Source organism: Gluconobacter cerinus (genome assembly GCF_002723935.1).
GTDB lineage: Bacteria > Pseudomonadota > Alphaproteobacteria > Acetobacterales > Acetobacteraceae > Gluconobacter > Gluconobacter cerinus.
Genome location: NZ_BEWM01000004.1, coordinates 129,283 through 145,309, shown reverse-complemented (window position 1 = coordinate 145,309; position 16,027 = coordinate 129,283). Strand labels below are relative to the sequence as shown.

Below are 16,027 nucleotides of genomic sequence, written 5' to 3'. Positions count from 1 at the left end.
GAACTGATTGCATGATTACAGAAACAGACGACCTGCGTTTCCTCCGTATGGCGTTCGATGTTGCCAGAAAAGCACGTGACGGCGGGGATCATCCGTTCGGGTCTATCCTCGTGGACGAGACAGGCACTGTTCTGATGGAGCAGGGTAATGGCTACAGCGCAGAAGGATGCGACATGACAGCCCATGCCGAGCGCCTCCTCGCCAGCCGGGCGAGCAAAGCTTATGGGGCAGAACGCCTGCGCCAGTGCACGCTCTACAGTTCTGCAGAACCCTGCGCGATGTGCTCAGGTGCGATCTACTGGTCCGGGATCGGACGCGTGGTTTACGGCCAGTCCGAAAAGGACCTGAAAGACATGACCGGCAATCACGCGGAAAATCCCACGCTGGATCTCCCTTGCAGGACCGTCTTTGCTGCTGGCCAACAGCCAGTGGACGTTGTGGGTCCCCTCCTGGAACAGGAAGCTGCCGCATTGCAGGCAGAATTCTGGGCGGCACATGGCTCGTGACAGCAGGACGAGCCTGATGCTACGATAAGCCTTCCTCGCCCGCTCAAAGCAAGTTTGATGACGATCCGGACTTCGCATCTCCGGAACAGGGCCTTCTGCGAAAGCCATGAATGATCATGGCTTGCTGATGGTTATTGGGAAAGGATGCCGCAATGACGGTCAACCTCCTCATCACAAATGCCTCTCTGTACATTGATCGGAATTGGGAAATCCCCAATGGATGGATCGCCATTAAAGACGGGCGCGTTCATTCCGCAGGCCACTCCGGAGAAGCTGCTCCACAAGCAGAAAAAATCATATCGGCTAATGGAAAGCTGGTAACTCCGGGCCTGATCAATGCCCACCATCACATGTATCAGAATCTCACACGCTCCTATGCCCCCGTAACCAATGGGACGTTGTTCGAATGGCTTCAGGGACTGTACCCGCTCTGGGCCGGACTGGACGAAGAGTCTGTTTACCTTTCAACAGCGGTTGCGATGATTGAGCTGCTGATGGGGGGGTGCACGACATCCATGGATCACATGTATGTCCATCCCAAGCCCTTTCTGATCGACGCCCAGTTTCGTGCGGCGAGGGATATAGGCTTTCGTTTCCACGCCACTCGCGGCTCCATGACGCGATCCGTAGAGGATGGAGGACTTCCACCCGCATCTGTTGTGCAGGACGAAGAGACCATTCTGGCAGACAGCGAAAGGCTGGTAAAAACCTATCATGATGCCTCTCCAGGCGCGATGGGTCGGGTGGCTCTGGCGCCCTGCTCTCTTTTCAGTGTCTCCGAACGGATCATGACAGAATCTGCTGCCATGGCAGACAGATATGACCTCCGGTTACACACCCATCTGGCAGAAGATCACGATGAGGACCGCTATTGTGCGGAGGTCTATGGCTGCACACCAACAGAATATTTCGAACGTGTAGGTTGGGCCAGCCCTCGCTCCTGGGTAGCACACTACATTTACCCCTCCTCTGACGAAATCGACCGTCTGGCGCATGCTGGCGTCTGCACGGCGCAGTGTCCCTGCTCCAACATGATGATTGGAGGCGGCTCTGCGGATGCCATGGATATGCGGCGTCGTGGGATGCGTGTGGGGCTTGGTTGTGACGGTTCAGCATCGACAGACCATGCATCGCTCTGGCTGGAAACCCGCATGGCGCTCCTTCTGGGTCGCTTCCGCAATGGCCCACACTCCATGACGGCCCGAGACGCTCTGGATATGGCCACACGCGGTGGAGCAGCCTGCCTGGGCTGGGATGATGAGATCGGGCATCTGCGTCCCGGAGCATGTGCGGATCTGGTTATCTGGCAGATGTCGGACATTTCCCTTGCAGGAGCTTTGACGGACCCGGTGGAGGCGTGGCTTCGCTGCGCCCCGGCGACTGCCGGAACCACTATCGTCAACGGCAAAATTCTGGTTGAGAACGGGCAGCCTGTGCTGAAAAACCTGGGGGATATCCTTGGGGCTCATCGCAAGGAAGCCATGCGCATCCAGCGTTTGACGCCCGCGGCCTGAAACAGAGCTGAACGATGATCTGGACATCCGTCTGGATCATCATTCCGCTAACGGAAAACCATCGTTCTGAAGATTGCGAAAATATTATTTTCCACGAAAAGAGTGCGGTATGCCCCTGTTTCGTCAGACAGAACGTGACAGTTCAGAGGTGCCACATTTCCCTCACCAGATCCTGAACTTGTAACGGTTCCGTATTCCTTACAAAATCATTTTAATCTGTAAGGAGTTACCCATGCGTTCAGGCATCCTGACCCGTTCTTTTCTTGCTGTTAGCCTGCTGGCAGCCACATGTCTCACAGCTTATGCGGAGGCCCCGGTCTCTGACAACGTCAAACAGGCTGAAACGGCATCGCAGTTTCTGACAACACCCCAGAAGGTTGTATCAGACGGGGCTGTGACCATTCGTGGTCAGCACATTCCTTATCAGGCCGTCACCGGCACGCTGATTGTCCATGCCCAAGGATGGGATGATTCCGATACCGGCCCCAGCGATCCAAAAGCTGAAAAGAAAAACCCGGACGCCGTCGCTTCCATTTTCTATGTGGCCTATTTCAAGAAGGGCGCGCATGCAGAGAACCGCCCGATTACGTTTGTCTATAATGGTGGTCCCGGTTCCTCGAGTGTCTGGATGCATATGGGTGCTTTTGGCCCACATCGTATCGTCACCGCAGATGACAGCCACACCGCAGCTGCCCCGTACAAACTGATTGATAACAATGACAGTCCGCTGGATGCCACGGATCTTGTCTTTATTGATGCGCCCGGCACTGGCTTTGGGCGCCTTGTCGGCAAAGATAAGGAAAAAGCCTTCTACGGTACAGATCCGGACGCCGCGGCCTTCACGGACTTCATTGCTCAGTTTCTGACCCGTTTCGGACGGTATAACTCTCCCAAATACCTGTTCGGAGAAAGCTACGGCACGACGCGCTCAGCAATCGTCGCCAACCAGTTAGCCTCTGAAAAAGGCATCGATCTGAATGGCGTTATGCTGTTGTCGCAGATTCTGGATTACGACAATTCGATCGACAACGTGAAATCAAACCCCAGTGTTGATCAGCCCTATATTCTTGCCCTGCCTAGCTTCGCTGCCACGGCTTGGTATCATCATAAGTTGCCAACGCAGCCCAAAGACCTGAAAACGTTCCTCAACGAAGTCGAACATTTTGCTCTGACGGACTATACCAGCGCCCTCCAGGACGGCATCGCCATTTCAGACGAAAAGCTGGAACAAACGGCCCAGAAACTGCACCAATATACGGGCCTTCCCGTCGACTACCTGAAGAAAGCTGACCTACGCGTCAGTGGTGGCGAATTTGCCAAAACCCTGCTCGGCGATGACGGAATGGATACAGGCCGTCTGGACAGTCGCTTCTCCGGGCCTGCCATTGATCCACTGGCGCAAACCCCTGACTATGACCCCCAGTTTGCCGCGATGCAGTCAGCGTATGTGTCCGCCTTCAACGATTATGCGCGCAATACACTGCATTACGGCACAAACCCGGCTTTCAATGACGGCTACGAAGAATACAAGGTCAGCGCCCATTCAATCGGCAAATGGGCCTTTGTGCATAAGCAGCCAGGAGCCGGTCGGCCAGCCAAGGGCGCGCCAAACGTCCTGCCGGACCTTGCAAGCGCCATGAAGCAGAACCCGAGCCTGAAGATTATGCTCAATCAGGGATACTACGATCTGGGGACGCCCTTCTTCGAAGGGATATACGAGATGCAGCATCTCCCGATCCCTCACAAGCTGGCCTCAAACATCGAAATTCATCAGTATGAATCCGGTCACATGGTCTATGCCCATGCACCAGCCCTCACCGAGCTTCATGATAATGTTGTCAACTTCATCAACAAGACGCATGGCTAACACCATTCCGTCTTGACGATAAAGCGATACTAAAAGGCGGAGCTGTCAATTTTTGAGCTTTGACAGGTCCGCCATTCAGAACATGATCAGGCGTGTGCTGCTACGCTCAGTGCCCGAGCAGCGTCTGTGGCAATATCATGCCGGAGTTTCACGACACTGTGACCCCCGGACGGATGAACCCGATTGGTCAGAATGAGCACATAACTGTCACTCTCAGGGTCAATCCAGAGCGACGTCCCCGTAAAGCCGGTATGGCCGAATGATCTCGCCGAAAACAGATCCCCCCTTGGGGAGGAATAGTGCGTGGCGATATCCCATCCCAGTCCTCGCAGGTCAGTTTTCCCAGCGGGCTGTTGTGGGGTTGTCATCAACTCCAATGTACTTCTTTGAAGCGGAAACGTGCTGGGACGACCAGCGAGACAATCCAGTAATGCCTGTGCATACAGGCACATGTCCTGCGCATTCGAGAAAAGCCCCGCATGCCCTGCAACGCCCCCCATGCGGCGGGCGGTCGGGTCATGCACGACGCCGCGCAACATGTGATGTTGGTCATCATACTGCGTAGGCGCAATATCAGGCTGTAAGACAGCGTCCGGCAGGTAACCGGAGTGCGACATTCCCAAAGGCGTTAGAATATTGTCAGCGACATACTGGTTCAGGGGCTGACCTGTAACCTTTTCCACGATCAGACCCAGCGTAATGTAATTGATATCGCTATAGACAAACTTTGTCCCCGGCGGATTGGCAAGCGGCGATGTCATGGCAAGACGGACAGCCTCTGCTTTTCCGCTCCATGGAGTATCAAGCGGCACATCCGGGGGAAGGCCCGAATAATGGGTCAGCAGAAGCCGCAGGGTGACAGCCGATTTTTTGTTGGCTGCGAACTCTGGAAGATAACGCATGACCTGATCGTCAATATTGATTTTTCCGTGTTCCACCAACTGCATGACAGCCAGAGCCGTCATTGTTGGCTTGGTCAGCGACGCCATATCGAACCGCGTGTCCCAGGTCATGGGCTCACGAGTAGGAACCAGAGCCCGGCTTCCATACACATAACGATGTGTAACCTCGCCATTATGACCAACAGCAAGAACAACGCCGGGAGTCTCTTTGTCTTTCACGGCCTGTCGCGCCAGGGCGTCTACTTTGGAGAACCTTCCCTCACTGGAAGAGGCACATCCCACCAGAGCGCTACAGGATAGCGCCGCACCGCCGATCAGAAACTGACGCCGACTGCTGCGCTCTTTGGTCAATGAATAAAGCAACCTGGCCTCCTGCTTCCCGGTTCTTCCGGATGCGTAAGAACCGGAACAGTAACGCGGTTCAGGGAGAGCGCAAGCGGGACAGCTCCAGGGGGGGTAAAAAAGACTACCTGAGCTTCCCCTTGCTCAGGAAAAGCGTTTTATAATTCACTCTGAAGGACGATGCGCGCTCTCTAGCGGGTGCTCAAGCATCACTGCTTTGATAGTCCGAATGACCTGACCAGATGTGATATTCCGCGTACATTCAAACTGACGACTGGTGCCCGCATGACGGGGGCAGAAAAGAAAGTCACTATGGATGAACGGATGCCGAATATCGTGCCAGCAACTGTTGCAAGTGTTGGTATTAAAAACCCGGTACGGTGTCTGAAATTCGTTTATCGGATGTGTAAATCCGGAAATCATGACAACGGGTGTGTCAGCCGCCCAAGCGAGCCAGGAGAGACCGCTCGACAGGCCCACAAAAAACTCTGCGTGCTTTAGCCATTGAAGACGTTCGCGGAGGGGCCGGGCTCCAGTCTCATCTTCCGCGTTATGCGGGATCTGGTTCCAATGAAGGCCCTGCCCATATTTTATTTCTCGGTCGATGCAGATAACGCGATACCCTGATCTCTTGAGAAACTCCACGACATCGTACCAACCCGTCGGGTTATTCCAGTATTTGCACTGGGCACTGGCCTGACTGGCGATGACAACATAAGGCTCTTCAATCGGTCTTTCGTCAGAAATATCCAGATGCAGAGGCTCTTCCTCGGGAGAAACTCCGAGAATATAGCCTGCTGTTCTGTGCAATCCAACAATCCGAAAGTCGGCAGGTTGCCAGGTGTTGTCTTCATCCCCAAAGAACAAACCGATATAATACGTGGCGTAAAACTCGTCTTTTAACGCGCTGAACTCATGCTTTTCAACAAATCTGATATCTGGGTATGACGCGGAAAGCAGTTCTTTCATCTGCTCCGATACCATCACTGTGAGTTCGCATGCATGGTCTCGTGCAAAACGCACAGCATATGGCACCCAACCAGCCGTATCGCCGATCGTATTGCCAGCCATAAGAATGGCTATTTTTTTACCCTGCGCGTTATAGTCGTGAGAGAAAACGAGCATCCCCGCCTGGAAGACTTCGATCCTTGCGTTCAAGTAATGCTTCTTTCGGCTTTGAAAGGTCGCATTACTCCCCTCACCGTCAAAAATAACCGCGTCCGTATCAAGGTCAGTAAGCCGAACGCGCCATATCCCTTTGGGAACCGTGACACGGACCCCTTGGTTAAAATCATAACGAATACCCGCAAAACCTTCCTGCGTTGCTAGGCTTGAAGGGCTCGGAAATGTCGCGGTCTCGATTGATGACGCAGAACCGGCAGCCGCATCTAATTTCGAGACACTATCAGTCTCATTAGACGGATCTACGGCAGGCGGCGTCGCAACAGGCTTACTGGAATGTCCAGCAAGCATGATCGACTGGAAGATGTCATTCGCTTTTGCAGTCGTCATTCTGACACTCCCTCAAAATCGGGAATTTTCATGATTGTGTCGATTACCTGCTGCGAAGAAATCAGTCGGGTACATTCGAACTGTTTGTCAGTGCCGCTCTGCCGCGGACACCAAAGATAATCGGCTGGATCAAGCTGACACCGGATATCATTGGAACACCCATTGCAGGCATTCCAGTTAATCACGCGGTAGGGTGTTTCAAACTCATTGTCAGGCCGCGTGAAGCCGCTGATCAGTACAATAGGCGTACCGACTGCCCAAGCAAGCCAGCTTAGACCGCTGGAAAGCCCAATAAAAAACTCTGCATGCCGCAACCATCTCGCACGTTCAGCAAGAGGCAGCGCGCCTGTGAAATCTTCCGCCCCATACGGGATATTATTCCAGATGGTTCCGACGCCGTTGACCCGGCTCCTGTCGATACAGATGACTCTATAGCCATGATTTTTTAGGAAGCGGATCGTCTCCACCCAACCGAACGGATTGTTCCAGTATTTGTTCTGGGATGTCGCCTGGGTCGCAATGCAGACATATCGTTCCGCAAGAGGCCTCCCTCCCTCCATGACGTCAACATCGGGTGGACGTGATGTCCTCGAAAGGCCCAGAATAAGAGCCGCATTATTTTCCAGGCCTGCTTCGCGATAATCCACCGGGCTATGGTTGCGGGCAACGTCATTGTAAAAAATCAGAACTTTATAAGAGGCATAATAGTCTTTTCCTGCCTCTTCTTCAGTCGAAACAAGCCGAATATAAGGGTACACCGGAATGAGCAGACTGGCGATGTCCGGGCGCACCATACATGTCAGGCGACATTCGTGTTTGCGGGCAAACTCTGCCACTTGCCCGAACCAAGCCAGATGATCACCGATGCCGCCTTCCCGCATTCGGACGAGAATGGGTTGATCCTTCAGGTCCATTTCATACGTAAAGAAGGGTTCGCCGTCTTTTGTAATCTCGATCTGATAGCGCAGGTAATATCTTTTTATGCTCTGTACGATCCCCTGAGACACATCCTCAGAAAATAAAATCGTGTGCGTATCCAGATCTTTCAGGACAACATGCCAATTACCAGCAGGCAAAAGAACGCGGCATCCATCGTTAAAATCGAAGCGAATACCTCCCGGCCCGTCCTGCGTCGGCACAATAGACGCGGGTTGAACTGGAGGCGCTGAGGGGCTGCTAATGCTCACATTTTCCCCTCTGCAATTTTTAGAATGCGCACCTGGCCAGATCCTGCTGGACTATGAGTATATTCACCAAGGATCGCAATATTGCCCTGAAGAAGCTCCTTCTTGGTTTCCGCCACTCTGATTTTTCCGCTTGGCGTTTTCAGGATCGCACTGGCGCGCAGGAAAACGACACGGCAACGCCGCGTCGGAAAATGTGTGCAGATCGTCTCGCCGATAGCTTTACCCAGTTGCGTCAGATCACCATCCGATCCCGATGGGAGTTCAGTCACAAGAACAAGCGACGTTTTGTCTCCAATGGTCTCATCAAAGACTGCCGTTGAGAACAGCCGAATATCGGCTTCGAACGCTCCCAGACAAGCGATAATATCTTCAGGATCAAGAACACTGTCGCCGAGTTTGATCCGATTATCCTGACGGCCAGTGACATACAGCGTTCCATCCAGCAGAAAACCACGGTCCCCTGTCCGTAAAAACGTCCCTTCTTCGCCCCCAACATGCCCTTCGAAAACCCGACTGTTTTCTACAGGGCGGTTCACGTACCCGGTTGCGACGCCGGGACTATGAATACGAATTTCTCCGACGTCTCCATCTGGAAGCGCTGTTTCAGTGTCCCCATTGGCAATTCGTACGATAATGTCAGATGGTGGTTCGCCGCAGCCTGCTAAAAGGCGCCTATCAAGGATATCGCGCGGCGGGAGTGCATGACCATGCGCAAGACCGTCACGGGAAAACTCCCGAAACGACACGCCTTGCCCACGCTCACTGGCCGTGACCAGCAAGGTTGCTTCTGCAAGGCCATAACATGCAAAAAACGCACGTTCATCAAACCCGGATGACGCAAAACGTTCTGTGAACGACTGCATCGTCTCTTCGCGGATATATTCTGCCCCGTTAAACGCCACTTCCCAGCAAGACAGATCCAGTGATGCAACGTCTTCAGGGGCGATAGACCGCACGCACATTCCATATGCGAAATTCGGGCCGCCGGAGAGCGTCGCCCTGTAACGACTAATAGCCCGCAACCACCGTATCGGTTTTTCAGCAATAGCTTCTGGCGGTAACAGAATACAACGCCCTCCAGTTGCCAGTGTCATGAGGGCGCCCCCAATCAATCCCATGTCATGAGAGAGAGGAAGCCAGTTAACGCCGCAATCGCCCTGCCGATACCCAAAAGCCTCTGCCTGACGGAACAGATTATGCGCGATATTGCGATGCGTGAGCAGAACACCCCGTGGTGTCCGTGTGGAGCCCGACGTGTACTGAATAAGCGCAACATCCGTTGGCAAAGGATGTGCCACACTCTCGTGCTTTGCAGACGAGCGGATCTTGTCCGTCGGGATCCATAGAAACCGCGCACTATCGACCTTGTCGGGGCAAACTTTCTGAAATTCGGTGAGGATGCTGCGATTGCCGATAACCGCCGCAGCCTCAACGTCATCTCTCAGCGCGACAAACCGGTCCCGCGCGCCAAACGCTTTGGGATACACGCCTGAAACCGGTACCAGCCCCGCGCACAGACACCCGAGAAGCCCCCGAATATAATCAAGGCTGCTTTCATACAGCAAAAGCACCCGAGCACCGGGCTCAAGCATTCGCTTCAGCCATACAGCCAACGCCGTAGCCTGCGCAGCAAGCTCAGACGCCGTTACAGTATCCGTTTCATTTTCGCCGTCTCCGAGCAAAGTGTAGACTTTGAGGTCCGGCGTTCTGGCGGCATGAAAGAACAGCGCATCAACGATCGTGCTCCGCTGCCAATCCAGTATTTCCTGTCCATCAGCGGCAAGAACCGTGGCAAAGGACTGTGTCATGGGAGTTGCGCCGTCTGGCCGATCTTGACCCTGTTCAAAAGAAACTGGGACATTTTTCGGATACTTTCATCACGTGCGAGAACAAGGATGGAGACTTCGACACCGAACTCTACCCGCAGAGCCGTTTGAAGTTCAACGCCGGCCAAAGAGTCGATCCCAAGTTCGGACAAGCGTGCACGGTCATCAATGCTTGTGGGCTCCAGATGCAATGTCTGGGCAATTAGGACCTTCACCTGCTCTACAACATAAGGAAGACGCTCATCTTCCGGCAAGGCCGAGAGCGTTGCGAGCCGCTCACTGGTCGCTCCATTACTGGCATCCGCCAGGCGAACAAGTGAAAAGCGGGCCAGCGCGTTTGCCCCGGGAACAATCTGCGCCCATTTCTTCCAGTCAATCTCAACACAGGCAACTTCCGGCAACTCTAGCGCAAGCATTTCCGGCAAGTGGTCCAACGCATCATGAGCCGGCATTCCCTTAAGACCGGCGGCCTCTAAAGCCCGAGCCGCAGTCTCGTTCCGGCTTAGCATGCCCACATCTGCAATCGCTCCCCAATCAACTGCGAGAGCTGCCTCTCCATCTTTCCAGCGATCGGCCGCTACCGCACCCAGAACGGCATTGGCGGCGATATAAGCGCTCTGGCCGACGTTCCCCAGCACCGTAGTGACAGACGAAAACAGCACGAAATAATCCAAGTCCATGCCTTGAACCAAACGGTCAAGGATGATTGCGCCCTGGGCTTTTGCCTCAAGAACCCGGCCAATCCGCGCTTCGTCCAGATTTTGGACAAGCGCGTCGTCCAAAATTCCAGCACAATGAAAAATGCCACGAATTGGTGGGAGATTGCTCGTAAAGGCAATTTCCTCGAAGACATCCTGCATAGCCTCTTCGTGCGAGACATCGACCTGGATGGTATGAATGTGCACGCCTGCGGCACGCCGGATTGCCAATTGCTCGCTAACCCCGGTTTCCTCCGGTGTTCTGCGACCCAGCAGAACCAAGTTACGAGCGCCCTGTTCAATCAACCATTCAGCGGTTGCCCAGCCAAAGCCACTCAGGCCGCCTGTAATAAGATATGTTTTGCCATCCGACACCTGTGGCTGTGGCCTCGGCAAGGGCGAGGCTTTGAGGTCGTCCAGATCGGAGTAATCAATAACAACCTTGCCCATATGCTTGGTAGACGCCAGCAGGCGGAACGCTCCGGCGGCATCGCGCGCAGGAAAGCTTTCCAACGGCAAAGGTTGCACGTCTCCGCTTTTGGATAGCGCAGCCACATCTGACAGGAGTGACCGCATCAGCGCAGGCCGCTCCAGCATCATCCGATCAAGGTCGAGTGAGAAAAAAGACAGGTTTTCATTGAACGGAGCGAGGGGCAATCCGCGTTTTTCAATGATGTCCTTTTTCCCGATTTCGACAAATCGGCCATAGGGAGCCACGATCGACAAACTGTGCGTCTGCCCCTCTCCGGGTAAGGAGTTCAGAACGACATCAACACCGCGCCCCTGCGTGACGGCTCGTATCCCTTCTGCAAATTCCAGAGAACGGGAATCCCAAACGCCCTCGCATCCGAGTTCTCTAAGATACTGCCGTTTCTCAGGGCTTCCCGCAGTTGCAAAAATTCGGGCTCCCACCCGTTTCGCCAACTGGATTGCCGCCAGACCAACGCCCCCAGTCCCGGAATGGATCAGGACTGTTTCACCCTTTTCAAGATGCGCGAGACGGCACAAACCATAATACGCCGTGATGAAAGCCACAGGCAGCGTGGCGGCTTCAAGTGGCGACCCAAGCCCTTCAATGGGAAGCGCAAAAATGCTTTCTGCGTCAGCAGTGAAATGAGACGCAAAACACCCTGGCCAGGAGACGAGATATCGTTCGCCCGGCGCAAAATCCGTTACACCCTCGCCGACAGCAATCACCTCAGCAGAAGCTTCCATGCCAAGGCTTTCGCCATGGAACGTATCATCCACAACACTTTGCGGAATAAGGCCGGTCGCTTTCAGGATATCCTTGAAGTTCAGTGCTGCAGCGAGCGTTCGAAACAGGACCTGACCTGGTTGCAGAGGACCTGCGACAAACCGCTCATGATGTAGCCGATCCAGCGAACCATTCGATGCACTCACAAGACGGACCCCGACGAGCCGTCCATCCGCCGTTTCGTTGGGATGATAAAGCGTCGGTACAGGTTCTGGCTTCGTTTCCGACGGAGTCAGTCGCCCGACAGCCCGCAGGCCAGGGCGCAGAACGATATCGTCCTCTGTATCCTGCTGAACAATTTCCGCACAGAGCTGCTGCAACGTGGCTTCGTCAACCACACGACCGATATCGACGATGCGAAGCGCAAGATCCGGCCGCTCTGATGCGACCCCTCTTGCAAAACCCCGGATAGCGGCCTGCCCTGTATCCAGATCATCACTTTGAATCGCTTCCGCAGAAACCGCCCCGCGCGTGACGATCAGGCATTTCGGCGCAGCTTCACCGTCTTCCGAAACCCTGATCGCTCTGACAAGACGCAAGATCTCTGCAATACCCTGTTTTCCGGTTGCGTCTTCAGTGAATGAGCACAGATAAAGGATTGCATCATTCGTTTGAGCCAGCGCCTCTGCCAGGGCCGTCTGATCCACATCATCGATCTTCAGGGTATCAACCATAATCCCCTGGCCAGCAGAAACCTGACTGAACTGCTCCAGCAGAGGTCCATCACGCCCCAAAACCAGTGCTGTTAGAGGCTCCGCAAAATGCGGAAGCAACTCCGTCTGAACCCACGCCGGGCGATAGAAACGACGGACATTCTCCGCCCCCATACCTGCAGCGACCAACTTTCGAATAGCCCGCGCCTTGAAGCCGAGGATTTCGGCAACAGGTTCACCCGCTTCTGTAAAGAGCCGGATATCGCCCTCAATGCCGGTTTCGGAACGACGTGTTAGAGCGGCATGAGCCAGAAGGACTTTATGGTGTCCTCCACGATAGACGACCTGCCGCGCGCCTGTCGGAACGAAAACTCTTTCTTCCGCAGCGCTGTATCCGGCACCGATCAATGCCTGGAAAGCGCCATCAAGCAATGCTGGATGAAGAAAATACTCTGCGATGCTCTCAGCATCTGCCAACTCCAGACGCGCGAAGGCAATACCATCACCGGCCTTCAGCTCTTTGATTGTCTGAAAAGACGGGCCGTACGAGAAGCCATGCTCTGCAAGTCTCGCGTAGAACGTTTCTGGCAGTATTTCGTGTTTGAGATCGGCTTGTAAGCTCTCAGGAGCCACCGGGTCTGCTGCCCATGGCACACTTGCCAAAACACGGAGCTTAGCGTGCTGAATCCACTCTTCTTCACCATCGTCGCCATGAGACGATGATACCGTCAGAACGCGCGTTTCTTCATCAAATGCCCACTCGACAACAGGTGGCGTGAGGCTATCCAGAAGGAGAGCCTGACCAATTTCCAGATCTTCCAGAATTGCTGCATCAGAGCGTTCGATCTGACGATGTAAAGCCAGACCGCCTTCAATATAGCCCGCAGCCGGAAACAGGCAGATCCCGTCCACTTTATGATCGGGCAACCACGGCATATAGTTGCGATTGATGTCCGCAAGCCAACCCGGCCGGGATGCGCTGACTGGAATACCGAGAACCGGATGAACGGTTCCGTCCAGCCGATCCTTGCGCGAAACCTCAGTCTCAGACCAGAACCGGCTTCGAGACCAGGCATAATGAGGAAGGTCCGTCCGATGCCCTCCCGTCAGCAGAGACCAGTCCAACGGCACGGCGGCCATGTAGAGTTTGGCGATACTGCGCGCTATGGCTGTATCTTCCGCGTCTTTGCGGCTCAGGCTGGCAATGACGGTAACGTCCCCGTCAACCTGCTGCGCTGTTTCCCTTATCAAACCGCCAAGCACCGGGTGTGCACCAATCTCAAGGAAAACCCGGTGCCCATCACCCATTAAGTTCTGAATAGCATCATGGAACAGGACGGGCTGCCGTGCATTTCCGTACCAGTATTCCGCATCATGAAGAGCATCGTCCGCCCAGCGCGTACCCGTTACTGTTGAATAGAGCGGAATGTTCGGGTTTATCGGAGCGAGCGCGGCAAGCGGGTTTAGAAGATCATCTCGGATCTCTTCCATCAGGATGCTGTGATAGGGGACTTCAACTCTGAGAAGGCGATTGAACGTGCCATCCTGATCACATCGCGCAGCAAGCTCTTTAAGTGCGGCCTCTTCGCCCGCAAGCGTCGCAGACTTCGCGCTATTAAGAGCGGCGACTGACACCCGGTCTTCATAGCCTGGAAGTAATTTTTCGGCAGCCTGCCTGCCAGACATCCCAATCGCGAGCATCGCACCGCGCCCGGCCAAACGCGCCTGTTGCTGGCTCCGATGAAAGATAACAGTTACAGCGTCTTCAAGAGACAGGGCGCCAGCGATGTAACTCGCAGCAACCTCACCCACGCTATGGCCAACGATCGCCACGGGTGTCACACCATGAAAACGGAAGAGCTCTGCAAGAACAACCTGAACCATAAAGATGGCCGGCTGCGCAACAACCGTCTCATCAATGCGTGAATGTTCCGCAGGCTTCAGGATTTCATCCAGAATGGACCATCCTGCAAGCGCAGAAAACAGGCTATCGATCTGCTGAATAGTGCTGGAAACAGGTTCAGGGGCATGCCTGAGAATATGCTGCCCCATGCCCTTCCATTGGGAGCCCATTCCTGAAAACACAAAGACAGGGTGCTGCATCTCACCATTTCGACGCCGCCCCACCGTGACTGCTGGTGAAGATTGCCCCTCAGAGAGCGCTTTCAAGCCTGCAATCAGCTCTTCCCGATCCCGGCCAGACACCACGGCCTGCATTGGCAGACGCGTCCGGTAGGTTGCTGCAGAAAAACAGACATTGGCTACGGACGGAGCGGCAGAAGATGCCAGAAGACTTGCATACGATCGCGCAAGTGTTTTCAAAGATGCGTCTACCAGTGCATTCACAGGCAGCAGGAAACGACCAGATGGCATCCTGACGATCTCTGCCAGCCTTTTCTGAGGCTGGTCAGCTTCCGTAGGTGCCCTGAGAAGCGCAACTGCGTTTGTTCCGCCATACCCAAACGAATTCACACCTGCATACACCGTTCCGGCCTCAGCCTTCAGCGGGGTGAGAGTGTCTTGAGCGACCTTCAAATGAAGATCCGCGAACGGGATTGCAGGGTTAACCTGTGTGAGGTTCGCCTGCGGCGGGATAGCGCCATGTTTCAGGCAAAGGAGCGCCTTGATAAGCCCAGTAACACCGGCCGCGGCTTCCAAATGTCCCAGATTAGCTTTGATGGACCCGACAATCAGGGGGCTGTCTGAGGCACGCTTGTGACCAATTGCCGTTCCCAACGCACGCGCTTCGATCGGGTCGCCAACCGGTGTACCGGTACCATGTGCTTCTACATATCCAATCGCGGCGAGATCGACGTGCGCTTTTTGGGCTACCTCTTCGATAAGCGCACGTTGAGCATCTTCACTGGGCATCGTTAATGACAGGGTACGACCGTCCTGATTGACGCCCGTTCCCGCGACCACACCGTGAATAACGTCTCCATCCCGTTTTGCATCCGCAAGTCGCTTGAGCAAGACGATGCCCGCGCCCTCCCCGCGCCCATAGCCGTCCGCATCAGCAGAGAAGCTTTTGCAGCGCCCATCCGCCGCGAGAAAGTGCCCTTTGGACATGGTGATAGAAGCTGGTGGAGCAACCATGATGTTGACGCCACCAGCCACGACGACATCACTTTCCCCATTCAGCAGGCTAGTACGGGCCTGATGAATGGCAACCAATGATGATGAGCATGCCGTATCGATAGACATGCATGGTCCTTGAAGACCAAGATTATGCGAAACACGCGCGGCGAGCATCGTGGCTGACGCAGCAGTTGCGGCAAAGTGATCCGTGATCAGGGGCCGGTTAAGAGGGGAACCGCAAGCAACGAGCCAGTCCAGAGAAAACGTTCCGATGAAGACACCGGTGCGGGTTCCTGCCAAGGTGGCAGGAAGAATTCCGGCATTTTCCATCGCCTCCCAAACGACTTCCAAAAGAAGCCGCTGCTGAGGATCCATGAGGGTGGCTTCACGCGGCGAAATACCGAAAAACAACGGGTCCATTTCATCGATCTTCTGATCAATGAATGAGCCACGCCGCATATAGGTCTTGTTGGGGGTTTCGTATTCAGGATCGTAAAAACGCTTGATACCCCACCGATCGGCCGGAACATCGGATGTGGCGTCGCCTTGTTTACACAAAAAGCGCCAGAGAGCCTCGGTTGTCTCTATTCCCCCGGGAAGGCGACATCCGATCCCGACGACTGCCACTTCATGTCCGTAATCGATCATTTAAAACCCGCTTTTTGTCTTCTAATCTGTATGGAACGG

Annotated in this window: 8 protein-coding genes; 3 read left to right on the top strand and 5 right to left on the bottom strand. The window is 54.5% G+C overall.

All coding sequences use genetic code 11. The annotated features are described in order from the left end of the window. Positions 1 to 11: 11 nt before the first annotated feature. From GCE01_RS10510 to GCE01_RS10500, 3 genes are all read left to right on the top strand, one after another. On the top strand, positions 12 to 506 hold the full coding sequence (locus GCE01_RS10510; protein ID WP_064274486.1) for a nucleoside deaminase: 495 nt from the start codon (positions 12 to 14) through the stop codon (positions 504 to 506). A gap of 152 nt (positions 507 to 658) precedes the next feature. Then, positions 659 to 2,020 carry an 8-oxoguanine deaminase gene (locus tag GCE01_RS10505; RefSeq protein WP_099212813.1) on the top strand — a complete coding sequence of 454 codons (1,362 nt, stop codon included), beginning with the start codon at positions 659 to 661 and terminating at the stop codon, positions 2,018 to 2,020. Positions 2,021 to 2,252: 232 nt separating this feature from the next. Then, positions 2,253 to 3,887: a S10 family peptidase gene (locus GCE01_RS10500; RefSeq protein WP_099212812.1), complete on the top strand. Its 1,635-nt coding sequence runs from the start codon at positions 2,253 to 2,255 to the stop codon at positions 3,885 to 3,887. Between the two features lie 86 nt (positions 3,888 to 3,973). Here the strand turns inward: GCE01_RS10500 and GCE01_RS10495 are convergent, their stop codons facing one another. From GCE01_RS10495 to GCE01_RS10475, 5 genes are all read right to left on the bottom strand, one after another. Then, entirely contained in the window at positions 3,974 to 5,152 is a 1,179-nt protein-coding gene (locus GCE01_RS10495) for a serine hydrolase domain-containing protein (RefSeq protein WP_099212811.1), read from the bottom strand. Positions 5,153 to 5,296: 144 nt separating this feature from the next. Further along, positions 5,297 to 6,643 carry an autotransporter strand-loop-strand O-heptosyltransferase gene (locus GCE01_RS10490; protein WP_099212810.1) on the bottom strand — a complete coding sequence of 449 codons (1,347 nt, stop codon included), beginning with the start codon at positions 6,641 to 6,643 and terminating at the stop codon, positions 5,297 to 5,299. Continuing rightward, entirely contained in the window at positions 6,640 to 7,830 is a 1,191-nt protein-coding gene (locus GCE01_RS10485; protein ID WP_244591176.1) for an autotransporter strand-loop-strand O-heptosyltransferase, read from the bottom strand. The genes GCE01_RS10490 and GCE01_RS10485 overlap by 4 nt, the downstream gene beginning before the upstream one ends. Further along, positions 7,827 to 9,638, bottom strand: coding sequence for a fatty acyl-AMP ligase (locus GCE01_RS10480; protein ID WP_099212809.1), 1,812 nt, complete (start codon positions 9,636 to 9,638; stop codon positions 7,827 to 7,829). Before GCE01_RS10480 ends, GCE01_RS10485 begins: the two co-directional genes overlap by 4 nt. After that, the gene (locus GCE01_RS10475) at positions 9,635 to 15,988 is read right to left on the bottom strand and encodes a type I polyketide synthase (RefSeq protein ID WP_099212808.1); all 6,354 of its coding nucleotides are present in this window, start codon (positions 15,986 to 15,988) and stop codon (positions 9,635 to 9,637) included. The genes GCE01_RS10480 and GCE01_RS10475 overlap by 4 nt, the downstream gene beginning before the upstream one ends. Between the last annotated feature and the right edge of the window lie 39 nt (positions 15,989 to 16,027).

Excerpts from the sequence above, each read along its gene's own strand:
- GCE01_RS10505 (WP_099212813.1), top strand. The coding sequence starts at position 659 with ATGACGGTCAACCTCCTCATCACAAATGCCTCTCTGTACATTGATCGG.
- GCE01_RS10475 (WP_099212808.1), bottom strand. The coding sequence starts at position 15,988 with ATGATCGATTACGGACATGAAGTGGCAGTCGTCGGGATCGGATGTCGC.
- GCE01_RS10490 (WP_099212810.1), bottom strand. The coding sequence starts at position 6,643 with ATGACGACTGCAAAAGCGAATGACATCTTCCAGTCGATCATGCTTGCT.
- GCE01_RS10510 (WP_064274486.1), top strand. The coding sequence starts at position 12 with ATGATTACAGAAACAGACGACCTGCGTTTCCTCCGTATGGCGTTCGAT.
- GCE01_RS10480 (WP_099212809.1), bottom strand. The coding sequence starts at position 9,638 with ATGACACAGTCCTTTGCCACGGTTCTTGCCGCTGATGGACAGGAAATA.
- GCE01_RS10500 (WP_099212812.1), top strand. The coding sequence starts at position 2,253 with ATGCGTTCAGGCATCCTGACCCGTTCTTTTCTTGCTGTTAGCCTGCTG.